Annotated in this window: 25 protein-coding genes; 13 read left to right on the top strand and 12 right to left on the bottom strand. The window is 62.7% G+C overall.

Annotated features, from left to right (window positions below):
- Positions 1–53: 53 nt before the first annotated feature.
- The 5 genes from ACF8FG_RS10750 to ACF8FG_RS10730 all read right to left on the bottom strand — a co-directional run bounded on the left by ACF8FG_RS10750 (position 54) and on the right by ACF8FG_RS10730 (position 7,966).
- Positions 54–1,169, bottom strand: a complete 1,116-nt coding sequence (locus ACF8FG_RS10750; protein WP_019438148.1) for a succinylglutamate desuccinylase/aspartoacylase family protein — start codon at positions 1,167–1,169, stop codon at positions 54–56.
- A 113-nt stretch (positions 1,170–1,282) separates the two neighbouring features.
- Positions 1,283–2,941, bottom strand: coding sequence for an ATP-dependent DNA ligase (locus ACF8FG_RS10745; protein WP_019438149.1), 1,659 nt, complete (start codon positions 2,939–2,941; stop codon positions 1,283–1,285).
- Positions 2,938–3,954 (bottom strand): ligase-associated DNA damage response exonuclease, encoded by a 1,017-nt coding sequence (locus ACF8FG_RS10740; protein WP_019438150.1) that lies wholly within the window; start codon positions 3,952–3,954, stop codon positions 2,938–2,940. Before ACF8FG_RS10740 ends, ACF8FG_RS10745 begins: the two co-directional genes overlap by 4 nt.
- Before the next feature lie 126 nt (positions 3,955–4,080).
- Complete coding sequence (locus ACF8FG_RS10735; protein WP_318078411.1) at positions 4,081–6,522, bottom strand: penicillin acylase family protein; 2,442 nt, start codon at positions 6,520–6,522, stop codon at positions 4,081–4,083.
- 85 nt (positions 6,523–6,607) lie between these two features.
- The gene (locus ACF8FG_RS10730; RefSeq protein ID WP_014589929.1) at positions 6,608–7,966 is read right to left on the bottom strand and encodes a PLP-dependent aminotransferase family protein; all 1,359 of its coding nucleotides are present in this window, start codon (positions 7,964–7,966) and stop codon (positions 6,608–6,610) included.
- A gap of 172 nt (positions 7,967–8,138) precedes the next feature.
- On the opposite strand from ACF8FG_RS10730, the gene ACF8FG_RS10725 reads away from it, so the two are divergent.
- The 4 genes from ACF8FG_RS10725 to ACF8FG_RS10710 are packed head-to-tail and all read left to right on the top strand — an operon-like array spanning position 8,139 to position 11,744.
- Positions 8,139–8,852, top strand: a complete 714-nt coding sequence (locus tag ACF8FG_RS10725) for a serine O-acetyltransferase (protein ID WP_026031912.1) — start codon at positions 8,139–8,141, stop codon at positions 8,850–8,852.
- Positions 8,849–9,637: an alanyl-tRNA editing protein gene (locus ACF8FG_RS10720; RefSeq protein ID WP_014589931.1), complete on the top strand. Its 789-nt coding sequence runs from the start codon at positions 8,849–8,851 to the stop codon at positions 9,635–9,637. The genes ACF8FG_RS10725 and ACF8FG_RS10720 overlap by 4 nt, the downstream gene beginning before the upstream one ends.
- Positions 9,634–10,845 (top strand): MFS transporter, encoded by a 1,212-nt coding sequence (locus ACF8FG_RS10715; RefSeq protein ID WP_014589932.1) that lies wholly within the window; start codon positions 9,634–9,636, stop codon positions 10,843–10,845. Before ACF8FG_RS10720 ends, ACF8FG_RS10715 begins: the two co-directional genes overlap by 4 nt.
- Positions 10,842–11,744: a pyridoxal-phosphate dependent enzyme gene (locus tag ACF8FG_RS10710; RefSeq protein WP_392518772.1), complete on the top strand. Its 903-nt coding sequence runs from the start codon at positions 10,842–10,844 to the stop codon at positions 11,742–11,744. The genes ACF8FG_RS10715 and ACF8FG_RS10710 overlap by 4 nt, the downstream gene beginning before the upstream one ends.
- A gap of 162 nt (positions 11,745–11,906) precedes the next feature.
- Here ACF8FG_RS10710 and ACF8FG_RS10705 read toward each other — a convergent pair whose 3' ends face one another.
- Genes ACF8FG_RS10705 through ACF8FG_RS10690 form a run of 4 tightly spaced genes read right to left on the bottom strand, consistent with a single transcriptional unit; the run spans position 11,907 to position 13,561 of the window.
- Positions 11,907–12,104, bottom strand: coding sequence for an SEC-C metal-binding domain-containing protein (locus ACF8FG_RS10705; RefSeq protein ID WP_003254900.1), 198 nt, complete (start codon positions 12,102–12,104; stop codon positions 11,907–11,909).
- A 7-nt stretch (positions 12,105–12,111) separates the two neighbouring features.
- Entirely contained in the window at positions 12,112–12,585 is a 474-nt protein-coding gene (locus ACF8FG_RS10700) for an LEA type 2 family protein (RefSeq protein ID WP_014589934.1), read from the bottom strand.
- A gap of 2 nt (positions 12,586–12,587) precedes the next feature.
- Complete coding sequence (locus ACF8FG_RS10695; RefSeq protein WP_026031913.1) at positions 12,588–13,064, bottom strand: YchJ family protein; 477 nt, start codon at positions 13,062–13,064, stop codon at positions 12,588–12,590.
- Positions 13,065–13,066: 2 nt separating this feature from the next.
- Positions 13,067–13,561, bottom strand: coding sequence for a DUF6231 family protein (locus ACF8FG_RS10690; RefSeq protein ID WP_019438154.1), 495 nt, complete (start codon positions 13,559–13,561; stop codon positions 13,067–13,069).
- Between the two features lie 159 nt (positions 13,562–13,720).
- Between ACF8FG_RS10690 and ACF8FG_RS10685 the strand changes: the two genes are divergently transcribed.
- The 3 genes from ACF8FG_RS10685 (at position 13,721) to ACF8FG_RS10675 (ending at position 15,595) form a co-directional block, all read left to right on the top strand.
- A complete protein-coding gene (locus tag ACF8FG_RS10685) occupies positions 13,721–14,413 on the top strand; it encodes an OmpA family protein (RefSeq protein WP_010952284.1) in 693 nt (230 codons plus the stop codon).
- Between the two features lie 88 nt (positions 14,414–14,501).
- Positions 14,502–15,221 carry an OmpA family protein gene (locus ACF8FG_RS10680; RefSeq protein ID WP_014589937.1) on the top strand — a complete coding sequence of 240 codons (720 nt, stop codon included), beginning with the start codon at positions 14,502–14,504 and terminating at the stop codon, positions 15,219–15,221.
- Positions 15,222–15,319: 98 nt separating this feature from the next.
- Positions 15,320–15,595 (top strand): DUF1145 domain-containing protein, encoded by a 276-nt coding sequence (locus ACF8FG_RS10675; protein WP_014589938.1) that lies wholly within the window; start codon positions 15,320–15,322, stop codon positions 15,593–15,595.
- Between the two features lie 116 nt (positions 15,596–15,711).
- Here ACF8FG_RS10675 and ACF8FG_RS10670 read toward each other — a convergent pair whose 3' ends face one another.
- Positions 15,712–16,176 (bottom strand): CopD family protein, encoded by a 465-nt coding sequence (locus ACF8FG_RS10670; RefSeq protein ID WP_014589939.1) that lies wholly within the window; start codon positions 16,174–16,176, stop codon positions 15,712–15,714.
- Between the two features lie 98 nt (positions 16,177–16,274).
- Here ACF8FG_RS10670 and dinG point away from each other — a divergent pair, with 98 nt between their 5' ends.
- From dinG to pdxH, 5 genes are all read left to right on the top strand, one after another.
- Positions 16,275–18,419 (top strand): ATP-dependent DNA helicase DinG, encoded by a 2,145-nt coding sequence (gene dinG, locus ACF8FG_RS10665; protein WP_003254889.1) that lies wholly within the window; start codon positions 16,275–16,277, stop codon positions 18,417–18,419.
- Positions 18,420–18,498: 79 nt separating this feature from the next.
- Positions 18,499–20,733 carry a beta-galactosidase gene (locus ACF8FG_RS10660; RefSeq protein ID WP_119714093.1) on the top strand — a complete coding sequence of 745 codons (2,235 nt, stop codon included), beginning with the start codon at positions 18,499–18,501 and terminating at the stop codon, positions 20,731–20,733.
- A 133-nt stretch (positions 20,734–20,866) separates the two neighbouring features.
- On the top strand, positions 20,867–22,012 hold the full coding sequence (locus tag ACF8FG_RS10655) for an EstA family serine hydrolase (protein ID WP_014589941.1): 1,146 nt from the start codon (positions 20,867–20,869) through the stop codon (positions 22,010–22,012).
- 99 nt (positions 22,013–22,111) lie between these two features.
- Complete coding sequence (locus ACF8FG_RS10650; RefSeq protein WP_070383536.1) at positions 22,112–23,089, top strand: OmpA family protein; 978 nt, start codon at positions 22,112–22,114, stop codon at positions 23,087–23,089.
- A 19-nt stretch (positions 23,090–23,108) separates the two neighbouring features.
- A complete protein-coding gene (pdxH, locus tag ACF8FG_RS10645) occupies positions 23,109–23,756 on the top strand; it encodes a pyridoxamine 5'-phosphate oxidase (protein WP_134697453.1) in 648 nt (215 codons plus the stop codon).
- A 40-nt stretch (positions 23,757–23,796) separates the two neighbouring features.
- Here the strand turns inward: pdxH and ACF8FG_RS10640 are convergent, their stop codons facing one another.
- Positions 23,797–24,030 (bottom strand): hypothetical protein, encoded by a 234-nt coding sequence (locus ACF8FG_RS10640; RefSeq protein ID WP_014589944.1) that lies wholly within the window; start codon positions 24,028–24,030, stop codon positions 23,797–23,799.
- 147 nt (positions 24,031–24,177) lie between these two features.
- On the opposite strand from ACF8FG_RS10640, the gene ACF8FG_RS10635 reads away from it, so the two are divergent.
- Positions 24,178–24,642 (top strand): glycine zipper 2TM domain-containing protein, encoded by a 465-nt coding sequence (locus ACF8FG_RS10635; RefSeq protein ID WP_003254883.1) that lies wholly within the window; start codon positions 24,178–24,180, stop codon positions 24,640–24,642.
- Between the two features lie 69 nt (positions 24,643–24,711).
- On the opposite strand, the gene nhaA is transcribed toward ACF8FG_RS10635, so the two are convergent.
- Entirely contained in the window at positions 24,712–25,905 is a 1,194-nt protein-coding gene (nhaA, locus tag ACF8FG_RS10630) for a Na+/H+ antiporter NhaA (RefSeq protein ID WP_026031914.1), read from the bottom strand.
- Positions 25,906–26,083: the final 178 nt, after the last annotated feature.

Below are 26,083 nucleotides of genomic sequence, written 5' to 3'. Positions count from 1 at the left end.
TCCGAAGGCTGTGCTTCTACAGACCACTTGCCGGCTGCAATGGTTTTACCGGATCAATTGGCCAACAGGTAGCCGCTGCGGCATACCTGTTCGCCGGCCACATGGGCGATGACCATGCCAGCCGTGGCCATGCGCCGTACGCTACGCGCATACAGTAGGCCTGGCTGGCTGTTGCGCAGGGGGGTGACTCGGTCACTGAGTGGGTCGATGACCTCGGCGATCAGTTGGCCGGCCTCCAGGTGCTGGCCCGGTTTGGCGTGGTAAACCAGCAACCCACCCAGTGGCGTTGCCACGGGTTCCACGGCGGCCAACGGCGTGGCGTGGCGTAACAGCGCGGGCAGGGCGGCGCTGGTGCCTTCGATGACACCTGCGTGGGTCAGGAAGTCGAGGATCGCCTGGCAGTCCTTGCTGGCCAGATCATGGCTGACATCCGCCTGGCCACGCAGCTCGACGGTGACCGAGCAGCAGCCCAGCGGAATCGGGAAGCGTTTGCCGAAACGTTGCTGCAATTGCCACCAGACCAGGCTGAAACATTCATCGAACGACTGCCCGCCCGAGTCGGTTGCCAGCAGGCTGGCCTGGGCGCCCAGGTAACGGGCCAAGGGTTCGATCTGGGGCCAGGCATCGGGTGTGGTGTACAGGTGCTCGACTGCTTCGAAGTCGCAGTGCAGGTCCAGCACCATATCGGCATCGCAGGCCAGGCGCTGCAGTATCAGGCGCTGGGCCTGCAAGGGGGTGCGGGCCGGGTGTGCATCCAGGCCGCGGCGCAGGTATTCGCGGATCAGTGCAAGGTTGTGCGTCGGGTCCTGGGTGAGGTGTTCTTCGATCAGGTCGCCGATGCTGTCCGACAGGTCGACGAAGTTGCGATTGAAGTTCTCGCCGCTTTGCAGTTCAAAACGCCCCAATGGTGCATCCAGCAGCACTTGCTCCAGACCCACCGGGTTGGCCACCGGCACCAGTATGATCTCGCGCTGCAGTCGGCCTTGCTGTTCCAGCTCGGCCAGGCGGCGCTTGAGGTGCCAGGCTACCAGCATGCCCGGCAGCTCGTCGGCGTGCAGTGAGGCTTGTATATAGACTTTGCCACCACTGCGGGGGCCGAAGTGGAAGCTGTGCAGTTGGCGGGTGATGCCCGGTACGGGGGAGAGCAGGTCGTGGGTTGAATGGTGCATGTTGGTCCTGGCTGCGTGGCGAAAACGGTCTGCGACACGGGTCGGCTCAAAAATAGAAGCATAGTTTCAGCGAATGCGCCTCATCCTGCAGCAGTCGGGCATCGCAAACTTTTTCAGGCCAGTAGCGCCTGCAGGGTGGCCAGGTCATCTGCTTCTTCCACCGGCTTGTCCAGTCGCCAGCGCAGCATGCGCGGAAAGCGCACGGCAATACCGCTTTTGTGGCGCCGGGACAGGGCGATGCCTTCGAAGCCCAGCTCGAACACCAACGTTGGGGTCACACTGCGCACCGGCCCGAACGTTTCCACCGTGGTCTTGCGGATGATGGCGTCGACCTTGCGCATTTCTTCGTCACTGAGCCCTGAATAGGCCTTGGCAAAGGGCACCAACGCCCGACCAGGGGTACCTGCCGGTGCATCCCATACGGCAAAGGTGTAGTCGCTGTACAGACTGGCCCTGCGGCCGTGGCCGCGTTGGGCATAGATCAGCACTGCATCGACGCTGAAAGGGTCGATCTTCCACTTCCACCAGATGCCCATGTCCTTGGTGCGCCCCACGCCGTACAGGGCCTCGCGCTGCTTCAGCATCAGCCCTTCCACGCCCAGGCTGCGTGACTGTTCGCGCTGGCGGGCAAGGTCGGCCCAGTCCGGGCCTTGCAGCAGAGGCGACAACAGCACGGGGGCAAGTGGGTGTTCATCCACCAGGCGCTCCAGCTGGCTTCGGCGTTCGTGCTGCGGTCGGCTGCGCCAGTCCTCGCCCTGCCACTCCAGCAGGTCGTAGGCCTGCAGCACCACCGGCGCATCGTTCAACAGTTTTTTGCCCAGCGTTTTGCGACCGATACGCTGTTGCAGCAAGGCAAAAGGCTGCACGGCCAGTTCACCCTCGGTTTCACCGGGTTTCCAGACCAGGATCTCGCCGTCGAGCACCACGCCATCGGGCAACGTCTGTGCCAGACCATGCAGTTCGGGGAAACGCTCGGTAACCAGTTCTTCGCCGCGTGACCACACCCACAGCTGGCCATCGCGCTTCACCACTTGCGCCCGAATGCCGTCCCACTTCCATTCGATTTGCCAATCGCTTGGTGGACCGAGCAGGGTATGGAATTGATCGCTGGAGACTTGCAGCGGATGGGCCAGAAAGAAGGGGTAGGGCTGGCCGCCACGCTGGTTGTGTTCATCGGCGGACTCTGGGGCGATCAGCCTCTGGTAACTGGCTGCAGTCGGGCGATGGCCTATATCGGTGTAGCCGACCAGGCGCTGGGCCACGCGTTTGGCGTCCAGCCCGGCCAGTTGCGCCAGGGCGCGGGTGACCAACAGCTTTGACACGCCCACGCGAAAGCTGCCAGTGATCAGCTTCAGGCATAGCATCAGGCTGGCGCGGTCCAACCGGGCCCAGAGCAGCGGCAGGCGCTGGCGGACTTGCTCAGGCGCCAGCCCGCGCAGGGGCAGCAAATACTGTTCCACCCAGGTGGCCAGGCCTTCCTCGTTGCCATCGGCGTGCAGCGGCAGCAGCAGCGAAATGGTCTCGGCCAGGTCGCCCACGGCCTGATAGCTTTCTTCGAAAAGCCAGTCCGGCAGGCCAGCCAGCGTCGTTGCCAGTTCACGTAGGAGGCGGGTGGGCACCAGCTGGCGTGGGCGCCCGCCGGCCAGGAAATACACCGCCCAGGCAGCATCGTCGGCAGGCGCCATGTCGAAATAGTCCCGCAGTGCCTCGAGCTTGGCATTGCTGGAGGTGGTCGCGTCCAGGCGCAGGAACAGCGTAGCGAAGGCTTTCATGGCGAGGGGGCGGTGTTGGGCACATCGTCTTCGTCGCCATACTCGGTGACAAAGGCGCGGGCATCCAGGCCTTGTTCGGTGAGGTAGCGCACCAGTACCTCGACCGAGCCGTGGGTGACCATCACCCGTTGGGCACCGGTCTGGCCAATGGCCCAGAGCAGGCCAGGCCAGTCGGCGTGGTCGGACAGCACAAAGCCCCGGTCCACGCCGCGCCGCCGGCGGGCGCCGCGTAGCAGCATCCAGCCGCTGGCGAAGGCATCACTGTAATCGCCAAAACGGCGCATCCAGCTACTCCCGCCGGCTGACGGGGGCGCCAGGACCAGTGCCTGGCGCAGCAGTGGATCGTTGCGCGGAATATCGCCTGCGTAGCGGGTTTCCGGCAGGTGGATGCCGGCATCCCGGTACACCCGGTTGAGCGGCTCCATGGCGCCATGCACGAGGATCGGGCCGATGCTGGCATCCAGCCCATGCAGAATCCGCTGGGCCTTTCCGAAGGCATAGCAGAACAGCACGCTGGCCTTGCCCTGTTCACGGTTGGCCCGCCACCAGGCATTGATGCTGGCGAAGATCTCGCTTTGGCTTGGCCAGCGGTAGATCGGCAGGCCGAAGGTCGATTCGGTGATGAAGGTGTGGCACGCCACCGGTTCGAAGGGCGTACAGGTGCCATCGGGTTCTACCTTGTAGTCACCGGATGCAACCCAGACTTCACCTCGGTACTCCAGGCGCACCTGTGCCGAACCCAGCACGTGCCCGGCCGGGTGCAGGCTCAACGTCACGCCGTGGTGCAGCAGGCGCTCACCGTAGGGCAGGGTCTGCAGATTGATGTCCTGGCCCAGGCGGCTGCGAAGAATGCCAGCACCAGGGCTGGCGGTCAGATAATGGCCATTGCCGGTGCGTGCGTGGTCGCCGTGGCCATGGGTAATGACAGCCCGGTCCACGGGCCGCCAGGGGTCGATGTAGAAATCTCCGGGTGGGCAGTACAGGCCTTCGGGGCGGGCGATGACGAGGTCCATGGCACGGGCACTGGTTCTGGGGTTACCCGTTAAGAGGCATGGTGCTGGACGTTAGTTCGGATGGATTTGGGAGGGAGCTGCTGAAAAAGTTAATCAAGCCCCCTCATGCGCCCCTGAAGAACGCCCTTACCGCCCCGGCACCAACGTAAGCCGCTGGTTGCCATATGCCCTGCTGAAGTTCTGCTGTTGCAGTGGCAGGCTCATGAAGCGCCCTTTGAACCAGGCATCCAGCCCATCGCGGTAATGCGCGCTGGCCGGGTTGCCGGACTGGCCGCTGCTGGTCAGTATCTGCAACGGCTCGGCCTGGCCGAAGTCGACGATCATCCGTGCCGAGGCTGGCAGACGCGTGTCGAAGTCGCTGCCCCAGGCGAATGGTGTGAGGGCTAGGGTAGTGAAGTCGCCGCCTGCGGCAAGCGGTGCACGGCTGATCGCATCACCCAGGCCATGGTAGGCCGGTGCCGGCCAGCGGTACTGGTGCAGCTTGCCCCACTGCCAGGTGCGTCGGTCGGCCCCCAGCTGCGCGATACCGGCCTCCATTGCGCCTGCCAGGCTGCGGGCGAGGATGGCGGGCTTGTCTTCTTTTTGCGGCGTGTTGCGGTCATCCCAGAAGGGGCTGTCATCGCGGCCCAGCAGATGATCGGCCTGCGCCGAGAACGACAAACGTGCATTGCTGACGAATGCCTGCCAGGCCGGGCCGGACGCCGGGCCCAGGTCATCGAGGAAGGTCTGGCGAGCGACCTCCTGCAAGAACAGCTCGTACAGCGCGGCATCTGCCGACACCGGGCTCAGGCGGCCATCGAAGGCCTTGAGCCGGGCCAGCGTGTCGCGGGCCTTTTCGCGCTGCCCGGCCGGGAGGGCGTCGATCGCCTGCTTCAGTGGCTGGGCCATGCCGGGGGCGTCGAACATCTGCTTGAGCTTGTTGGCGAGCAAGGTCACCTGGTCGTTCTGCAGGGCCATCAGGCTTCGACTGTCGTGGCGACCGTTGCCGGCCAGCTGTGCCAGGCGTTCGGCACGCTCGGGGTAGTACCAGGTGCTGGACAGCTGCATGCCATAGCCGCGCGGCAGGCTGCGCTGGTTGGCGTGGCCGATCCAGCCCGCGGGTGGGTCCTGGTCGTACGGGTGCAGCATCGGGTCGGCATAGCCGTCCCAGTCGTAACGCCCGTCCCAGCCCGGCGAGGGCAGCAGGCCCTGGCCTTCGCGGCGATTGGGGTAGCGGCCACTGACTTGCCAGCCGATATGCTCAGGCTCGGCGAAAACGAAGTTGACGGCAGCAGCCGTCACTTCACGTGTGCTGTCGAAGGCCCGCTCTACGTTCTTGGCCCGCGTCAGGTCGAACAGGGCATCCAGGCTGCGATCACCTTTGAACTGTGGCAGGTTCAGCGCCAGGCCCAGGCTGGCGTTTTCTGGCTGGGCCAGCAGGGTGCCGTGGCGGGTGTCGTACATCACTTCGCGCACGGGTCGCTGGCCACGTACAAAGTAGGTTTCGCTACGGGCGCGGGCCGGCAGCCATTTACCATCGGCCAGGTAGCTCAGCTGATTGCCTTGGCGGCGCAGCTGCTCGAGGAACAGGTCCTGATTGTCGGCCATGACCGCGCTGCTGCTCCAGGCCAGCTTGCCATTGTAGCCGGCCAGCACGATCGGCAGCCCCGGCAAGGACAGGCCGGCAACCTGGTACTTGCTGGTATTGATTTGTACCGGGCTCAAGGCCCAGGCGGCGCGGCTGTCGCTGGCCAGCAGGCTCTTGCCGCTGCGGCTGCGCTGCGGGCCCAGGGCCAGGTTGGCCGACCCCGGGCTACCGAGCAGGTCCAGGTCGGCGAGCTTCTGGCTGGCAGCTGCCAGGGCTGGCAGCCCCGGCAACTGGCTGGCCAGGTTCAGGCCCTTGAGCTTGTCCACTTCCATTTCGGCCAACGGCTCGTCGGGGGCCCCGGGCAGCAACCAGGCCAGCTTGTCGCTACCGGCTTTCTGCGCCAGGGTCAGGGCGCTGAGTTCCTCTTGCAGGTTGACCGACTGGCTGAACGCGTACAGGCAGAAGATCAGCGCCGAGTCTTCAGGCTTCCAGTATTCGGGGCGATAGCCACTACTGGCCAGGCCTGCTGGCAGCTTGTCGCGGTAGCGGAACAGGTAGGCATTGACCCCGCGCGCGTACACTTCGAAGAAGCGCTTGAGCCGTGGCGATGCGTCGGCGTATTGCTGGGCGGCACTCTGCTTGAGGTTGGCGGCGCGCATGAGGCGGTCGATATCCAGCGCCTCGCTGCCGGCCAATTCGGCCAGACGGCCTTGGGCGAGCAGGCGCATGGCGACCATCTGTTCGATGCGGTCGCCGGCGTGCACATAGCCCAGGCTGAACAGCGCATCATGGAAGCTGCTGCTTTCGATCAGCGGCGCGCCCATGGCATTGCGCCGTACCGAAACATTCTGTGCCAGGCCTTTAAGCGGCTGCACGCCGCTGGTCGGTGGCACGCTATCCTGGTAGCCGCCCGTCTGGCAGCCGGCCAGCCCGAGCATGCCGAGCAGGGTGGCAGCGGTTGCGAACCGCAGGCGGAAGGGAGGAAAGGCGGGGGCGGCCATGGCAAGGGCTCCTGCAAGGCGAGGCTGGTTTGGAAAGGCGCTAAGGTAGTAAGCGCGCAGGCGCCATGCAAGGTCCCAGGTCGGTTTATTTGATCGCGCCGGGTCCAACGTCGAAGTGCTCGGCCAAGGCGTCGGAAAAATGCGTGCAATTGATGCGCGTGTAGCGTTGGTAGTCACGGCTCACCGCGAATGCAGAGCCGGGCATCAGCAGGATCTTGTGTTGCTCCATTTTACGCATGAAAGGTTGCAGGTCGGGCAGGTCCGGGTGGTAGACCCAAAGGAACATACCCCCTTGCGGCGCAATATCGAACTGCCAGCCGCGCTCAAGCAGCAAGCGTTGGGTTTGCACTTGCTGGCGGATCAGGCGCTGCTGCACGTCTTTCATGTGCCGGGCATACGTGCCATCCGACAATATGGTGTTGACGAAGCGTTCGCAAAACGCGGGGACGGCGACGCAGGTCAGCAGTTTAAGACGTGTAAGCGGTTCGATCAGGTCTTGCGAGCAGGCAATGAACCCCACGCGCAGCGATGCCGACAGGCATTTGGAGAAGCTACCGATGTAGATAACCCGGTCAAGGTTGTCGAGCTCGGCAAAGGTCTGACGCACAGCAGGGCTGAAGTCCCCATAGACATCGTCCTCGACCACGAAGAACTCGTGCTCCACCGCCAGGCGCAGGACGCTGAAGGCGTTGTGCGGGCTGATGTTGCTGCCGGTCGGGTTGTGAAAGGTGCTGTTGCAGAAAAACGCCTTGACCTTGTGCCTGGCCAGGTGGCTTCTCATTTCTTCCACGTCCGGCCCGTCCTGGGTCCGCCGAATGCCCACGACGTGCCCGCCAGCGAGTTGGATCAGCTTGATCAGGTTGCCGTTGCCCGGCTCGTCGACGAAAACGTGGTCGCCTGGTTTGATCAGCAACCGTGCAACCAGGTCCAGGCCTTGTGTGGCACCCAGTGTGGTCAGCAACTGGTTGGGCCGGGCTTCGACACGGGTCAGCCGTTTCATGTGCACGCACAGCTGTTTGCGCATGGGCAGGTACCCCTGGATGTCGCCGTACTCTGCCAGCGAGCTCTGCTCAAGCCGCGCTGTGCGACGAATTGCCTTGGCCAGCAGTTCGGTGTCGCGCCACGCTGGGGGCAGCCAGCCGCTGCCCAGCTTGGTGAAGTGCTGGCCGCCCTGCAGCAGCCGGAACAGCGGGTCGCCGGCCATGCATTCGGGTTCGTGGATCACGCTGGTTTGCCGGGCGCGGTTTGCCACGAAGTAGCCTCGCCCGGGTGATGCCGTCAACACCCCTTCGCTGACCAGCTGGGCATAGGCCGACACGACGTCGTGGTAACTGAAGTCCACTGCAGCGGTCAGCTTGCGGATGGAGGGCATGCGTTGCCCGGGCAACCACTCGCCTGCATCCAGGCGTTGTTTCAAAAGGTGATGAAGGCTGCAGGGGATCATGGCAGGTCCGAAACCGTTAGAAAAAAAAGCCTAACAGTTAACGGAAATGCTTGTCGACTGTTCGTTTGCAAATGGCCAGCACATGCCAATATCCCCGTGTCGGAACTTTCGGCTGCCAACAAAGGCGGCACTTTTAGCGTCTGTGCAGACCAGACAACTGGATATCAAGCCCATGCACCCTATGGACATGCAATCAGCCGTCATTGCCAGGCTTCCTGTCCCTGACGAACTGGAGTCATTCAAAGTTGTAAAGAATCTTGTGACCTCGGCGTTATTGGAGTGTTGTTCAATCGTCGAGTTCGAAGCACTGAAGGAAACAACAGTCATAGAACATGTGACTGAACAGGCACATGCCGATTTACAGGCATTTGCCATGAAAGATCCGGCTGCCGGCCGCGACCTGGTATTCGTTGCAAAAACCTACACCTCTTATTCTGCGGTTTTGCATTATCGGCTTGCCCATTGGATCTACAACAATAGCGCCGCGACCTACGGCGCCGGCGGTCAATGCCTGGCCGCCATGATCTCCAGGCGCGGAAAAATGCTTTCGGGGGCGGAGATCCATTTCCGCAGCCGCATTGGTGCGCGCTTCATCATCGATCACGGCATGGGCACCGTCATTGGTGAAACGTCGACCATTGGTGACGATTGCTACGTGCTTGGCGGCGTAACCCTGGGCGCCCGCGGTATCAGTGACAACCCCTCCAGCCCCAGGCATCCGACGTTGGGTAACCGGGTGCAGATCGGCGCTTTCGCCAGTGTGCTGGGCGCAATTCATGTCGGTGACGGTGCGTTTATCGGGCCGGGCTGCATTGTGACCAAAGACGTCCCGGCCGCTGCCCGGGTACAGGTTAAAACATCATTGCAGGTGGTATTGGAATCATGAACGCTCTGAACTATGAAGTTTTAAGAAATACCGAAAAACTGTATTACAAAGACCAGTACCTGGCGGGCGCGAATACGCAAGTAGCGCGGGTGCACAGTGACGGCATCGAGTTGCTGAGTACGGTGGCCTATCCGGAAGGAGGCGGCCAGGAAGCGGACTTCGGCACCATTGAATTACCGGTGGGTACCGTGCGATTTGTCTGGGTTAAAAAACTCTACGGTAGCCCTATTCGCCTGGACGGTTTCAAAGGCGGAAAACTGGGCGGCATTATTATTCACAGCCTGCACCCGGATGATTTACACCTGTTGGATGAAGTCACCGTAGGCATGCCGGCCCGCGTCACCATCGATATTGAACGGCGCGAACGGCTGACGTTGTCTCACAGTGCCAGCCACTTTCTGTACGCCGCCGCCATCGGGCTGCGTGAAGAACTGAAGCAATGGACTATCGGCTGCCATATCAAGGAGGACACGGCACGTTTCGACTTCCTGGTCGAGGACGCGTTCACGGCTGAAGACGTACTTGAAATAGAACGACGGGCGAATGAACTGATTGGCTGCGATGCGCCCATCGAGCACTACGCGGTTCAAGGCCTGGAAGACGCGCGTTTGTGGACCTACAACGGCATCGAAATCCCGTGCGGTGGCACGCACCTCGATTCGCCTCGGCGCATCGGGCGCCTTGGCGTCAAGCGCAAACGCCTGGGTAAAGGCAAGGAACGGCTGATCTGCGTGTTCCCCGAGGCCGAAATCGACCTGTCCACTTATCACGAGCACGCACTATGAACAGCACGTTACCGCGGCGCACGTACCTGTACTTCACTGCACAGTCGATCAACCTGACGACTGCCGTGATGTCGGTGACGATGGCCGCCATTGTCGGGGCTGCGCTGGCGCCTGATGCCGCATGGTCCACGGTGCCGTACGGGTTCCAGTTTCTGTGCCTGATGCTGGCAACTTATCCGGTCTCCAGGCTGATGAGCCGTATCGGCCGTAAAAAGGCGTTCATGCTGGGCGCGATTCCCCTGGCGCTGTCTGGCGTCAGCGGCTTTCTGGCGGTGGAGCACCAGCATTTTCCAACGCTGGTCCTCAGCCACTCTGCATTGGGTGTGTACATCGCGTTCGCCAACTTCAACCGGTTCGCCGCAACCGACAATCTTTCCCAGGCCTTGAAGCCCAAGGCGCTTTCGCTGGTCGTGGCGGGCGGGGTCATCGCGGCTGTCGTCGGGCCGACGCTTACCGAATGGCTGCGTGACGTGGGTGGCTACCCACTGTTTTCGCTGTGTTATGCCGCGTTTGTCGGCCTGGCGTTGCTTTCATTGTTGATTGCGCTTTGCCTGCCCAACGATGCCGGTATGGCCAGCGCGGTCAACAGCGCAGCAAAGCCGGCCAGTGTCCGTGCCGAGCCGGCAGGCCCGAGCGTGGTTGTGGCAATGGCTGTCGCTGCGCTGGGCTACGGGATCATGAACCTGCTGATGATCCAGGCCTCGATGCACATGAAACACATGCACGAGGACTTCACTGACGTCCGCCTGGCGATCCAGTGGCATGTGATTGCCATGTTTGCCCCGTCGTTCTTCACCGGCGCCATCATCCAGCGGCTGGGTATCAAGACCACCATTTGCGCGGGCCTGGCCCTGTTGATCGGTTGCTCGGCGATGAATATCTGGTCGCACAGCTACGCCATGATGACCCTGGCACTGATTGCCCTCGGGCTGGGCTGGAACCTCACTTATGTAGGCGGAGGTGCCTTGCTGGCCCAGTCACTGCAGAACAGCCCGGCAGCGATGCAGATGCAGGGCAAGAACGACTTGGCCATCGCCATTTTTGCCACCCTCGGCGCATTCAGCCCTTCGCTGTTGCTCAGCTCGGTCGGCTGGGACGGTACCAACGCCATCTGCATGGTCCTCTGCCTGGGGCTGCTGGTTGCCACTGCCGGCCTGCTGCAGAACAAGGTCGGCCTGCAAACTTCAATGGAAGGTAGCCGCAAATGAGCGAGCTCATCAGTGTCAGCGATCGTATCTACACCAAGCTGGAAATGAACAACCTGGGCGGAAGCCACAAATACCGGGCGGCGCGGCGGATCGTCGAACATGCCGTGCGCAAGGGTGAGATCATTCCCGGGGTGACGACCGTCATCGAAAAAACCGGTGGCAGCTTCGGCTTTGGCTTGCTGGCGGCCTGCCACAAGTACCAGGTCGCCGTAGAGCTGGCGGTCGGGCTGAGCTTCAGTCAGACCAAGCGGGATCTGCTGGAGTGTTTCGGTGCCCGACTGATCGGCAAGGAAATGCTGATGGCCGGTGCCACACCCAAGGACGTGGTGATGCATCACCTGGATAACCAGGCCGCGCTGGGCAAGTCATACTTCTATACCGACCAGTTCAACAACCCGGTGGGCATCGAAGCCCATCGTTATCAGACCGCCAGTGAACTGGCCGTGCAACTGACCAACGCCGGTGCTGGGCGGCAGATCCTGTTCGTGGGCTGTGCGGGTACTGGCGCCAGTTTCACGGGTATCACCCTGGGGCTGAAAGACCATGGCTTCGAGGTGTCGACGGTGTTGGTCGACCCCAATGGCTGTGATTCGAGGGCTGGCGTGTTCGCCGATCATCGTTTTGAAGGCATGGCCGTGGGCGTTTGCCCGCCGTTCATGGACTGGTCGCTGGTGGACGAGCGGGCCCAGGTGCAGCACGCAGAGATGCTGGCTGCTCAGCGCTGGTTCTACATGCAGAGTGGCATTTTCGTCGGTAATACAGCCGCTGCCTGCCTGGCGGTTGCCCAGCGCATGGCCCAGCACCCGCGGTATGTCGAGACCACCCTGGTGACCATCGCCTATGATGCCGGCCTCTGGTATCAGGATTTGCTGGGGGCTAACCGGCGAAAGGCCGCGTAGCCACCTGTGTCAGGCCCATGGTCCAGAGGCTGGCACGGTACCTGTGGGAGCGGGCAAGCCCGCGAAGCAGGCGACGCGGTGGATGGCACGGGCTTCGCCCGTGTTCCCGGGCGAAGCCCGCTCCCACAGTGCCATCTCTCAGATTTTTATCGCGTCAGTCGATCAGGCACCGTGGCACTTCTTGTACTTCTTCTCGCTACCGCACGGGCACGGGTCGTTACGGCCAACGTCCTTCAGGGCGTTGCGTACCGGCTCCTGGTGGCCGTGGTTGCAGTGCGGGCCGTGTACATGGCCGTGGTCGTGGTGGTGATCATGGTCATGGTTGCAGTCAGGGCCATGAACGTGGGGTTGTTGGGACATTGCAGGGTTACTCCGGTAGGTAATCGTCGGGGATTATCTCACCACTGCGCGAGATGTGCAGGTCCCGATGGATGAGCAACCCGGTCGCCAGTTCGCCCTGCAGGGTGTAATGCAGGGGCTGCTTGCTTCTGAGCAGCTTGGCCAGTGGCTTCAGGTGCTGCCACAGGTTGGTTCGTGCGGTGATCTTGAAAGTGCGCCCTGCATGCCCGCCCACGCTGCGCCATACGCTGGCTTCATCCTGCACCAGTAGCAGGTCATTGAGGCGTATTGCATACGACACGTTGCGAATGAACAGGCGGCTGTCATTGGGGTTATCGACCCGCAGGTGCAACACGAACTCCTGTTCCAGCAACCTGGCCTTGACCGTTTCGACCTCGACCAGATGCACTTCGGGTTCGCGCCAGTCCTCGCCCCAACTCGCACAGCCCGTCAGCCATGCCAGCAGCGCACCGAGCAGTAGCAGACGGGTGCGCTTGATCATGTTCAGCTCCCTACGTAGCTGGCGCAGCATTTCTTGAATTTGTGCCCGCTGGCGCAGGGGCAGGGGTCGTTGCGCCCGGCCTTCAGCCCGACCATTGGGTCGATGAAATACCAGCGGCCGGCATGCTGGACGAACGCCGAGCGTTCGCGGTGCTGATGATCGCCGTCTTGGTCGTGCCAGCGTGCGGTGAAGGTGACGAAACTGTGCTCGGGTTGGCCGCCCAGCACTTCTGCGCTTTCCACCTCCAGGCCCAGCCAGGTGCTCTGTGCACTCCAGTCGGCCATGGCAGCACGGTCCAGGCCGGCTTGCTGGGCCGGTAGGGTGGTGGCTACCAGGTAGTCAATAAGGCCCAGCACGTAGGCACTGTAGCGTGAGCGCATCAGGGCCTGGGCATCCGGTGCCGGGGTACCGGCATGGTAATGCCCGCAGCAGGCTTCAAGCAGGTTGCCACTGCCACAAGGGCAGACCGAGACACTCATCATCACCACCAGTACTTGCCGAAGTTTTCAGGGTTGGCCCAGAACCTGGCATTGAGCCAGTCCGGGACCTGCTTATAGTCATGTAGATCATAGGTGAACAGGCTCAAAACCTGTTGGTCACGGCAGAATTTCTCGCTGGCCGACATGGCCAGGGCGAAAAAGTCGGTGTCCTGCCAGCCGCAGGCAGCCAAGTCGGCCAGCACTGCAACCCGGCTGGCATTGAGGTTGCGAATGCCGCCGAGCAGCTCCAGGCCGGTGCGCTTGGGCAGGTGTTCCAGGCAGTCCACCAGTACCGCCAGGTCAAAGCGCTTGGCGGCCAGTTCGGCCGGCAGCGGGCCAGGGGCGGCGGTGTCGATGGTGACCTGGGGGTGTGCCTGGGCGAAGGCGTCCAGCGCCGGAAAGCGCGTACCTACCAGCAGTAGCCGATGTGGAGTGAAGCGTTCGAGCAGGGCTGCCAGGGCCTGTTGCGGGGTGCGTGTGGAGAAACCTTCGGTCATTGCCATTCCTCGTTCAAGTCATCCAAGACTAGCGGGCTGCGGCGTGCGGGCAAAGAGGCATGTGACCGTGTCGTAGCTTATTGCTGGCAGGGTTGGAATGCGCGGTCTTTACTCCCAGAGATCGGCCTTATGCCGATTCCCCCTAGGAGAAGCAATGAAATGAGCATAGTACGCACAGCGTTACCCCTGGTACTGCTCACCAGTGTGTTGACTGGTTGTGCAGGTTTGCAAAAAACCGACTGGCCGAAATGTGCCGCCGTCGGGGGTGTAGGCGGCGCCGCCCTGGGCGCCATCGAAAGCTCCAGCTGGGCTGGCTGGGGTGCGTTGCTGGGCGGTGGCCTGGCGGCGGGCTATTGCTGGGCCCATGGCGATGGCGACGAGGATGGCGACGGCGTGCCAGACAGCCGTGACAAGTGCCCTGGCACCCCGCGTGGTGTGCAGGTCGATGCCAACGGATGCCCGCCTGAGCCGGTTGCGGTGGTCGAAGAAGTGGTGGTGCAGAAGGAAGAAGTCATTGTCATCCGCGATGTGCACTTCGAGTTCGATTCTGCGCGCCTGACTGCCAGTGACAAAGAGCGCCTCAATACCATTGCCACGCGCCTGAAGCAGGAAGCGCCCTCTGCCCGCCTTAGCGTCAGCGGCCATACCGACAGCGTCGGTTCCGACAGCTACAACCAGAAACTGTCCGAGCGACGTGCCCATTCGGTGACCGATTACCTGGTCGAGAGCGGCGTACCGCGCAGCAGCTTCGTTTCGGTGGTCGGCGCGGGTGAAACCCAGCCGGTGGCAGACAACGCCACGGCCGAAGGGCGTGCCATGAACCGTCGTACCGAGATCAAGATCCAGCGGTAAGACGGCGGGCGCCCGTGCCTCGAGCAGTGGCACGGGCGCGTCTCATGCCGGCCAGCCGTTTGTGGCCAATGACACAGGAGCATTCAGCATGAGTGTGACGTCGAAGGCGGCATTGCCGCTGTTGGTGGCTGCCAGCCTGCTCGCGGGCTGCGCTACGCACAGCGATGGCAGCGCGCCCCTCAATCAAAGGACCTGGCCCATCTGTAGCCTGCTGGGCGGCTTGGTCGGTGGTGGCCTTGGTGCCATCGAGAGTTCTTCCTGGGCTGCCGGTGGCGGCGCCCTGGGTGCCATCGCCGGCGGGCTGATTTGTTACGCCCAGGACGGTGACGAAGATGGTGACGGCATTTTCGACCGGCGCGATCACTGCCCCGAGACCCCTGCCAACACGGCGGTCGACCACATGGGTTGCCCACTGAAGCAGTACCCGGCCGCGCCACCTGCCAGTGCACCCGAACCCTCGCCAGAGGTGATCACCCTCGATGACAACGGCGCGGTGATGTTCGCCTTCGACTCCGCCGAGCTGACGCCGGCGGCCCAGCAACGCCTGCAAGGCCTGGTGGCGAAGCTCAATTCACCGACAGTGGCCAAGGTCCGTGTGATCGGGCACACCGACAGTGTGGGCTCCGACAGCTACAACCAGGCACTTTCCGAACGCCGCGCCAGCAGCGTTGCCGAGTACCTGATCGGCCAGGGCCTGGAGATGGGCAAGGTCACCAGCCAGGGCCGTGGGGAAAGCGAGCCGGTTACCGACAACGAAACCGAGGAGGGCCGCGCGCGCAACCGACGGGTGGAACTGCACCTCAACTGAGTGGTGCTGGCGCCTGTCTTGGCCTTGCCGTTAATGTTGCTCGCACGGTTTGCTCGATCAGGCCACCTCGACATGACAACTATCTATAGGGGCGTGGTATGAAGTTCATCCTGGGCCTGGGCAAGGTCCTGACGGTCGCTTTCTGGGGGGTGGTGCTGTTCAATCAGCTGATGCCACAACCCTTGCCCTTCAATCTGCTGATCAATGCCGCAGGCATCGTCTTGTTTGGCCTGCACCTGCTTGAAGTGCTGTTTTTCAATCGCAGCCTGCGCGGGCGCAGTCACCGCTGGTTCGACCGTTTGCAAATCCTGTTGACGGGTATTTTCCATGTCATGTCCATTCCCCGTCCGCGGGAGGCGCCGCGGGTGAGCTGATCTTGCAGCGTCTCTCGCTGCGATCCCTTGCAGGAGCGGGCATGCCGACGAACACTGGTAACGCCGGTGCCATCCATCGTGGCACCTGCTTCACTGCTGTTTGCACGCAGCGCCTGTCAGATCACCAGTCGCGAACTGGCCACCGCAACGACGGCCAGTCCCAGCAGCAGATTGACCCCCACCATCCGCCGAATGCGCCCGAGAACCGCCGCCCCCGTCGGCCAGTCCTCGGCCTGCACCGCTACCTTCAATTCCGGCAGCAGCAACGCCTGAATGCGCATGAACAAGGCAAACATGGCGATCCCGCCACCGATCATCACGTGCACGTACCGGGGCGCCGTCTCGAAACCGCTGAAGCGCATGTGCAACATGCCGATACCACTTATCGCCAAAATCGCCACCGCCAGCCAGACCCAGCCGAAGAAGCGTCGGAAAACTTCCACCCACAAGCGCAGGCGGGCAGGCCCTTCAAGGGCTGCAACCGTTGCCGGGCGCAGCACCAGCCAGGCGAAGAACATACCGCCGACCCATACGAGCGCGGCCAGAACATGCAGTGTGTAGGGCAGGGCAAAGGCAAGCATTCGGATCTCCATGCGGCAGAAAGGTCAATAGCGGGGTATGATAGCCGCCCCATGCGAAACACTGAAAATATATCCAGCCCTCCGGGCGCCTGCAGACCATGATCAGCAACGAACTCAAAGCCACTATCCAGGGCGCCTATTCGCGTTTTCTCGAAGCCAAGAGCCTCAAGCCGCGCTATGGCCAGCGCCTGATGATTGCCGAAGTGGCCAAGGTGCTTGGCGACATTGCCTGCGACGATGAAGGCCGCCGCGCTGGCGAGCCTGCCGTGGTGGCCGTGGAAGCGGGCACCGGCACCGGCAAGACGGTAGCCTACAGCCTGGCTGCCATCCCGGCGGCCAAGGCTGCCGGTAAACGCCTGGTGATCGCCACGGCCACCGTGGCCCTGCAGGAACAGATCGTCTTCAAGGACCTGCCCGACCTGATGCGCAGCAGCGGCCTCAACTTCAGCTTCGCCCTGGCCAAGGGCCGTGGCCGCTATCTGTGCCTGTCCAAGCTCGACATCCTGTTGCAGGAAGGCCACGCCCAGTCAGCCACGGCTCAGTTGTTCGAGGAAGAAGGCTTCCGCATCGAAGTCGACGAGCGCAGTCAGAAGCTGTTCAACAGCATGATCGAGAAGCTTGCCGGCAACCGCTGGGACGGTGACCGTGACAGCTGGCCAGAGGCCCTGGAAGATCAGGACTGGGCACGGCTGACCACCGACCACAGCCAGTGCACCGGCCGCCACTGCCCCAACTTCCAGCAGTGCGTGTTCTACAAGGCCCGCGAAGGCATGGGCAAGGTCGATGTGATCGTCACCAACCACGACATGGTCCTGGCCGACCTGGCCCTGGGTGGCGGTGCGGTGTTACCCGACCCGCGCGATACCATGTACGTGTTCGACGAAGGCCATCATCTGCCAGACAAGGCCATCGGCCATTTCGCCCACTATTCGCGGCTGCGTTCCACCGCCGACTGGCTGGAGCAGACCGCCAAGAACCTGACCAAATTGCTGGCCCAGCATCCGCTGCCCGGCGACCTGGGCAAGTACATCGAGCAGGTGCCGGAGCTGGCGCGAGAAGTACGCACCCAGCAGCAGTTCATGTTCACCCTTTGTGAACAGGTGGCTGACTTCCGTCCCAGCGAGGACACCGAAGGCCGTGAGCGCCCGCGTTACCGTTTCGAGGGTGGGGTGGTGCCGGAGCAGATTCGTGAAGTGGGCATCGAACTGAAAAAGGGCTTTGCACGCCTCAACGATTTGTTCACCCGCCTGGCTGACCTGCTCAAGGAAGGCATGGACGGCGAGGTTAATATCGGCATCGCCAGCCATCAGGCTGAAGAGTGGTATCCGCTGTTCGGCAGCCTGGTCACCCGTGCCCAAGGTAACTGGGAGCTGTGGACGGCCTTTACCGCCGAAGACCCGGAAGACAGCCCGCCCATGGCGCGCTGGCTGACCTTGGCCGAAAGTGGCGCGCTGTTCGACATCGAAGTCAACGCCAGCCCCATCCTCGCCGCCGACATGCTGCGGCGCAGCCTGTGGAGCGTCGCCCACGGCGCGCTGGTGACCTCGGCGACATTGACCGCGCTGGGCAAGTTCGACCGTTTCCGCATGCGTTCGGGGTTGCCGCGCGACGCAGTCACCTGCGTGGTGCCCAGCCCGTTCGTGCATGGCGATGCCGGCCTGTTGCGGGTCCCCGACCTGCAGGCCGACCCACGCGATGCAGCAGCGCACACCGCGGCGATCATCCGCGAGCTGCCGAACATCGTCGAAGATGCCCGTGGCGCGCTGGTGTTGTTCTCGTCACGCAAGCAGATGCAGGATGTGTTTGACGGTCTGGACCGTGACTGGCGCAAGCTGGTGCTCATCCAGGGCAACCTTTCAAAGCAGGAAACACTGAACAAGCACAAGGCGCGGGTCGACGATGGCCAGCACAGCGTGCTGTTCGGCCTGGCCAGCTTTGCCGAAGGTGTCGACCTGCCGGGTGCGTATTGCGAGCACGTCGTCATTGCCAAGATTCCCTTTGCTGTGCCCGACGACCCGGTCGAAGCTGCGCTGGCCGAGTGGATCGAGGCCCGTGGCGGCAACCCGTTCATGGAAATTGCCGTACCTGACGCCTCGTTGAAGCTGATCCAGGCCTGCGGCCGCCTTCTGCGTACCGAGCAGGATCGCGGCGTTATCACCTTGCTTGACCGGCGCTTGGTCACGCAGCGCTACGGCAAGGCTATTCTCAATGCGCTGCCGCCGTTCCGGCGGGAAATTTCCTGACCGCCGGAGCACTTGCGCCGGCGCATTGTCCATTACTCGTCTTGGGCCCATCAGGGTCCTGAAGGAGAGCCTCAGCCTTATGATCCGCCGTACCCTGCCCGCCGTATTCGCCTTGTTGTGCAGTTCGCCCTTGCTGGCCGGGCAGCAAACGCTGTTCAGCTTCGTGCGCCCGGCTTCGGTGGTCAATGTGGCGACGGTGGATGCCGGCATGCCGCAGTACAACGCGGAACAAACGGCCGAGGGCGAGGTGTTGCGGCGTGTGGTGTTCAACCCGGCCCAGCAGCCGACCCTGCGCCTGAGCCCGCAGAGCGGGCTGTGGGACTGGTCCGCCGGGCAGTTCCTGACCTTGCGCCTGCAAAGTGCCATGGATTGGGCATTGACCGTGGATATCACAGTGCAAAGCAGCGATGGCCGCGCCTTGACCAGCCGTATCGACCTGCCCGCTGGCCCCGCGCAAACCGTGATGGTGCCCCTGACGGCCAGTTCGCCGCTGGACCAGGGCATGCGCGCCGGCCCGCCGATGCCCTGGAGCCATGGTGGCCAGCGCCTTCTTTTGACCAGCAGTGCCGGTGGAGTCGACCTCAAGCAGGTGACCTCGGTCAGCCTGAGCATCCCCAGCCCCAAGGTGGCGCAGAGCCTGCTGATCGAGCGTGTCGGTATCCAGGATGACGACCAGGCGTACAGGGCGGCCTACCACGAGCTGATTGATGTTTATGGCCAGTCGACTCGCGGTAACTGGCCCGAGAAGGTATCCAGTGACGAGCAACTCAAGGCGGCCGATTCCCGTGAACAGCAACAGCTCAAGGGCTGGTTGGCAGAGCGCGGCAAGCAGCAGCTGGACGCCTACGGTGGCCTGGTGGGCGGGCCGGCCTTTGCAGCCAAGGGTTTCTTCCGCACTGAAAAGCGTGATGGCCGCTGGTACCTGATAACGCCGGATGGGCACCCGTTCTATTCCCTGGGGGTAAACGCCGTGGCGGCAGACGGCGGGCGTACGTATGTCGCCGGGCGCGAAGGCATGTTCAAGGCCTTGCCCGCTGAGGGCGATGCACTGGCCGCGTTCTATGGCGAAAGCAACAACGACGATGGCAATGCCTCGTCGCAAGGGCGCAATTTCAAGCAGGGGCGCTGGTTCGACTTCTACGCCGCCAACCTGCAGCGAACCTATGGCAAACCCTGTCCGCCCGCAGTGGAGGGCGAGCCAGCCAACTGCGCGCCGTCGGTGCTGGATGCCGACCGCTGGCAGGCGCATGCGCTTGATCGCCTTCAGGCCTGGGGGTTCAACACCGTTGGCAACTGGAGCGAGCCGGCGCTTGGCCAAGCCAGACGCATGCCGTATACCTTGCCGCTGTCGATCGTAGGCGACTACGCCAGCATCAGTACTGGCATGGACTGGTGGGGCCGCATGCCCGACCCGTTCGACCCGCGCTTTGCCATGGCCACCGAGCGTGCCGTGGCCATCGCCGCGCGTGATCACCGTGACGACCCTTGGCTCATCGGCTACTTCGCCGATAACGAACTGGCCTGGGCAGCCCCTGGAAGCGACCCCAAGAGCCGTTATGGCCTGGCCTACGGCACCTTGCGCCTGACCACCGACGTGCCAGCCAAACGCGCGTTCCTCAAGCAGTTACGCGACAAGTATCGCAACCAGGAAGGGTTGTCCAAGGCCTGGGGCATCGAACTGACCGCCTGGGAACTCATGGAAGATCCTGGCTTCGAGGCGCCGTTGCCTGACCCGGAGCACCCGGAAATCGAACGTGACTACCAGCATTTCCAGCGGGTATTTGCCGAGACCTACTTCAAGACCATTTCCGATTCGTTGAAGTGGCATGCGCCCAATCACATGCTCCTGGGGGGCCGCTATGCGGTCAGTACACCGGAGGCGGTCAAGGCCTGTGCCGAGTTCTGCGATGTACTGAGCTTCAACTTTTATACCCTCAAGCCACAGGACGGCTACGACTTTGCCCGCCTGGCAGAGCTGGACAAGCCGGTGCTGGTGTCCGAGTTCCAGTTCGGCTCGCGTGATCGCGGGCCGTTCTGGCCGGGGCCATTGGAGCTGGCGCGGGAAGAGGATCGCGGCCCGGCCTATGCAAACTTCCTCAAGGCAGCCATGGCGCAGCCGATGATCGTTGGCGCGCACTGGTTCCAATACCTCGACCAACCGGCCAGCGGTCGTCTGCTCGATGGTGAGAACGGCCACCTCGGGCTGGTGGCGATTACCGATATGCCCTATCCAGGGTTTGTCGATGCCGTGCGCAAAAGCAATCTGCAAACCATGAACCAACTGCGTGCCGAGCTGGAAAAACCGGCCCCCTGAGATCAGGTGGATGCAGTCAACTCAAGTGAGAGCGGCCTGGTGTCGCGACCACTTGGCCCAAGCCAGTTTGCAAAACACCCAACTACTGAAACAATGCACACCTTTTTGGATATGGTCGTACGGAGAGCAGCGGGTGCAGATCCAGGGTCACTATGAGCTGAAGTTCGAAGCTGTGCGCGAAGCTTTTGCCGCGCTGTTCGATGATCCCCAGGAGCGTGGCGCCGCGCTGTGCATCCAGGTGGGTGGCGAAACCGTTGTTGACCTGTGGGCCGGCAGTGCCGACAAGGACGGCCAGCAGGCCTGGCACAGCGATACCATCGCCAACTTGTTCTCCTGCACCAAAACCTTCGCGGCCGTTACCGCCCTGCAGCTGGTCGGCGAGGGCAAGCTGGCCCTCGATGCCCCGGTGGCCAACTACTGGCCCGAGTTCGCCCAGGCGGGTAAGCAGTCGATCACCTTGCGTCAGCTACTCAGCCACCGTGCCGGCTTGCCGGCCATACGCAAGCTGTTGCCGGCTGAAGCCTTGTATGACTGGCAGTTCATGGTCGATGCCCTGGCAGCCGAGACACCGTGGTGGACGCCAGGCACAGAACACGGCTATGCCGCCATCACCTATGGCTGGCTGATCGGCGAGCTGATTCGCCGTGCCGACGGCCGTGGCCCTGGCGACTCGATCGTGGCCCGCACCGCCCGCCCATTGGGGCTGGATTTCCATGTTGGCCTGGTCGACGAAGAGTTCCACCGTGTAGCGCATATCGCCCGTGGCAAGGGCAATGTTGGAGACAGTGCAGCGCAACGCTTGCTGCAGGTGACCATGCGCGAGCCTGAGGCGCTGTCGACCCGTGCTTTTACCAACCCGCCCGCGATACTGACCAGCACCAACAAACCGGAATGGCGGCGCATGCAGCAGCCAGCGGCCAATGGCCATGGCAACGCACGCAGCCTGGCGGGGTTCTATGCCGGCCTGCTGGACGGCAGCCTGCTTGAATCCGAGCTGCTCGATGAGCTGACCCGCGAGCATAGCCTTGGCCAGGATCGTACCTTGCTCACCCAGACCCGTTTCGGCCTGGGCTGCATGCTCGACCAGCCCGATGTGGCCAATGCCACCTTTGGTCTCGGCGCCCGCGCCTTTGGCCACCCCGGTGCCGGTGGTTCGGTCGGTTTTGCCGACCCGGAGTACGATGTGGCCTTCGGTTTTGTGGTCAATACCCTCGGCCCTTATGTGCTGATGGACCCACGCGCCCAGAAACTGGTACGCGTCCTTGCCGGTTGCCTTTGATCGGGTAATGCGGGTATTGCCACACCCCTTTGACTATCCTCAATGCCAACGCCTGAAGTTCGTAGGCAAAATATCTTTCTATTTCATGGTGTATCGCTGATGTCTTCACATAAAACCTTAGCACTCGCCCTGTGCCTGACCGCCGTTACCGGCTGCGCCAGCCACTCCCCGGACGGCTCCAAGGAAGGTGGCTCCAGCTGGTGGCCTTTCGGTTCGGACAAGGTTGCCGAGCAGGAAGTGAAGTCAGCCGTCACTGAAAACGTGGCCAAAGCCGATGCCAAATCCGAAAGCTCCAGCCGCTGGTGGTGGCCGTTTGGCGGTGACGACAAGCAAGCCAAGGGGCCGGTGGTGCCGAAGATCGATCAGAAGGCCACACAGGCCTGGCTGGACGAATACGAGCCCAAGCTGCGCGAAGCGATCAAGGACAGCAAGCTGGAGCTGGAGCGTCGTGACAACGTGCTGGCGGTAACCCTGCCGGTGGACAGCTCGTACAATCCTGATCGCCCGAACATGTTGCTGCCCATGTCCCTGGGCCCGATTACCCGTGTTGCCAAGACGGTCGAAGGCGACCCCAAGACTGCCGTGCTGGTACTGGGCCATGCCGACAGCAGCGGTGCCGCCGTTGCCAACCAGAAGCTCAGCCTGGAGCGCGCCGCTTCGGTATCGGCCATCTTCCGCCTCAGCGGCCTGCAGCGTGACCGCCTGACCCTCAAGGGCATGGGTTCGGTGATGCCGCGCGCTGCCAACGACAGCGCCGAGGGGCGCGCCCTGAACCGCCGCGTGGAAATGTTGCTGACCCCGCAAAACACCATGGTCGCGCTGCTGGCCAAATACCAGCAGGCCGCCCCGGCACCCGTCCCGGCCTCGATGGTGGCGGTGCAGGATGCCAAGGCATCAGCCGCTAAGGCCGCTGGCAGCAAACCGGCCGTCAAGGCTGCGGCGAAGAAACCTGTAGCCAAGGCCAAAACGCCTGCGAAGACTGCAGCCAAGAAAAAAGCTGCGCCGGCCAAGCCTGCCGCCAAGAAAGCTGCCGTTGACAAGAAAGTAGCTGCCAACAGCCCTGCGAAGACCAACTGATCGTCAAGGAACCGCAGTAATGACCCAATCCCTGGCCGATATGCGCCGCGACTACACCCGTGATGGCCTGGCCGAAGCCCAGGCACCAGGGGAGCCGTTCGCCCTGTTTCACCAGTGGTTCGCCGATGCGGTGAAAACCGAGCAGGTACCGGTAGAAGCCAACGCCATGACCTTGGCCACCGTGGACGGCGAAGGTCGCCCGCATTGCCGTGTATTGCTGTTGAAGGGGCTCGACGAGCAGGGTTTCACCTTCTTCACCAACTACGACAGCGCCAAGGGCCAGCAACTGCAAGCCAACCCCTTTGCGGCAATGACCTTCTTCTGGCCGGCGCTGGAGCGTCAGGTGCGCATCGAGGGCCGGGTGCAGAAGGTCACGGCGCAGGAGTCGGATGCCTACTACCAGGTACGCCCGCTGGGCAGTCGCCTGGGGGCCTGGGCTTCGCCACAGAGCCGCGTGATTGCCGGGCGTGAAGAGCTGGAGAGCCTGGTAAAGGCCACCGAAACGCGTTTCTCCGACACCCAGCCGCACTGCCCTGAGCATTGGGGGGGATACCGTTTGTTGCCCGAGCGCATCGAGTTCTGGCAGGGGCGGGCAAGCCGCCTGCATGACCGGTTGAACTACCGACTGGTGGATGGGCAGTGGCTGCGAGAGCGGCTGGCGCCCTGAGCAACCGGGGCCGCCAAGCGGCCCCAGCCATCGATCAAAGCTACCCCGGATAACCCGCCGCCTCGCGCGCCAACCACCCCGCCAGTTGCTTACGCCCCACCTTCTCCTGCCGCGCCTGCGCCAACCTTTCCAGCATGAACGCGCGTTTTTCAGGATCGGCTCCTGCCAGCGACAACGCCAGGTCGCGGTCCATCCAGCGACGCATGCGCACATACAGCCACCAGTGGAAATACAGTCCCGTAACGGTGGTGACCACGACGATGAAGTAATCCATGGCTATTCTTGGTCTCACTTGAAAGGCCTTCGACACAGCCCGGCAGGCTGTACCCCGGCTGAATGAAAACAATTTTATTACGTTTGTACCGTGACAGCCGTCAATGTGCAGCGTCTAATGAGCACCTGACTTATGGAGACTTTACCCATGCGTAAATCCGCTTTGCTGGTGGCGACCTTTACCACCATGTCGCTGCTGCTGGGGGGCTGTGCCTCGAGCCTGACCGGTGACAGCTACTCTCGTGACGAAGCCCGCCGCGTGCAAACCGTGCGTATGGGTACCATCGAATCCCTGCGTCCGGTCAAGATCGAGGGCACCAAGACCCCGATTGGTGGCGGTGCCGGTGCCATCGTGGGTGGCGTAGCCGGCAGCGCCGTGGGTGGTGGCCGTGGCAGCATCGTGGCTGCCGTGATCGGTGCCGTGGCCGGTGGCTTGGCGGGTTCCGCAGCAGAAGAAGGCCTGACCCGTACCCAAGGTGTCGAAATTACCGTTCGTGAAGATGATGGCAGCATGCGCGCCTATGTACAGGCCGTGCAGGAGAACGAAGTCTTCCGCGTTGGCGAACGCGTGCGCATCATGACAGTTGACGGTACCAGCCGCGTTTCGCACTGACTGTAGCGCAGTCAAACAAAACCCCGACATGGCTGCTGCCGGTCGGGGTTTTTTCATGCCTCAGCCAAGTTAGACAACGCTGGTTTTGCGGCTGGCCATTGCGGTGACGGCGTAGCCGATCACCGCGGCAAAGAACGAACCAGTAAGAATGCCCATGCGGTCCATGCCGGCGTACTCGCTGCTACCCGGGGCGAAGGCGAGCGAGCCTACGAACAGGCTCATGGTGAAGCCAATGCCGCAGAGTATCGCCACCCCCAGAATTTGCCCCCAACCAGCACCCGCAGGCAGCGCGGCCAGGCGCAGCTTGACCGCCACCCAGGTCAGGCCGAAAACCCCCACGGTCTTGCCCAGCAACAGGCCGACCGTGATGCCCATCGGCACGGGGTGGGTGAAGCTGTCTAAGGTCATGCCTGCCAGCGAAACGCCGGCATTGGCGAAGGCGAAAATTGGCAGGATGGCATAGGCCACCCAGGGGTGCAGGGCGTGTTCCAGCGCCAGCAGCGGCGACGATTCAGCATTGCGTGTACGCAGCGGGATGCAAAAGGCCAGGGCGACACCGGCCAAGGTGGCATGCACGCCACTCTTGAGCACGCAGACCCACAGGATCAGGCCAACGATCATGTAGGGGCCAAGCTTGATCACGCCAAGCCGGTTCATCGCCACCAGTACCAGCAGACAGGCCGCAGCCAGCAGCAGCGATACACTCGACAGGGTGCCGGAGTAGAACAGGGCGATGACAATGATCGCACCCAGGTCGTCGATGATCGCCAGGGTCATCAGGAACAACTTCAGTGACACCGGTACGCGTTTGCCGAGCAAGGCCAGGACACCGAGGGCGAAGGCGATGTCGGTGGCGGTAGGGATCGCCCAGCCGGCCACGGCCGCAGGGTTGTCCCGGTTGATGAACCAGTAGATCAGCGCTGGCACCACCATGCCGCCCACGGCTGCGGTGGCAGGCAGGATCACTTGTGAGGGCTTGGACAGGTGACCGTCGACCACCTCGCGTTTGACCTCCAGGCCGATGAGCAGGAAGAACAGCGCCATCAGGCCGTCGTTGATCCACAGTAGCAATGGCTTGGCGATGTTCAGCGCGCCGACCTGGATGGCGACGGGTACCTCGAGCAAGCCGCCGTACAGGTAGGACAGTGGCGAGTTGTTGATGATCAGGGCCAGAACGGCGGCGGCGATCAGCAGCAGGCCACTGGCGGCTTCGAGCTGGAAGAAACGGGCAAACAGGCTACGCACGGGCTGTAGGCCCTCCATGAGCAGTTTACGAAGGGTACGGGCGTACACCCTAGCCTGTGACGATGTTCCTTAAAAAAGAAAACATATTCGTTTTTGTTATATGTTGTTACTGACAGGCCTGGGGCAAGCCTAGATGGATTTGGGGAAGGATGGGGGAGGGTAGTCTGGAGTAGGTGCTGGAATATTCTGATGCCGG

This window comes from Pseudomonas sp. YQ_6, from assembly GCF_043103245.1.
Lineage (GTDB): Bacteria > Pseudomonadota > Gammaproteobacteria > Pseudomonadales > Pseudomonadaceae > Aquipseudomonas > Aquipseudomonas alloputida.
This window is presented reverse-complemented; position numbering and strand designations above follow the sequence as displayed.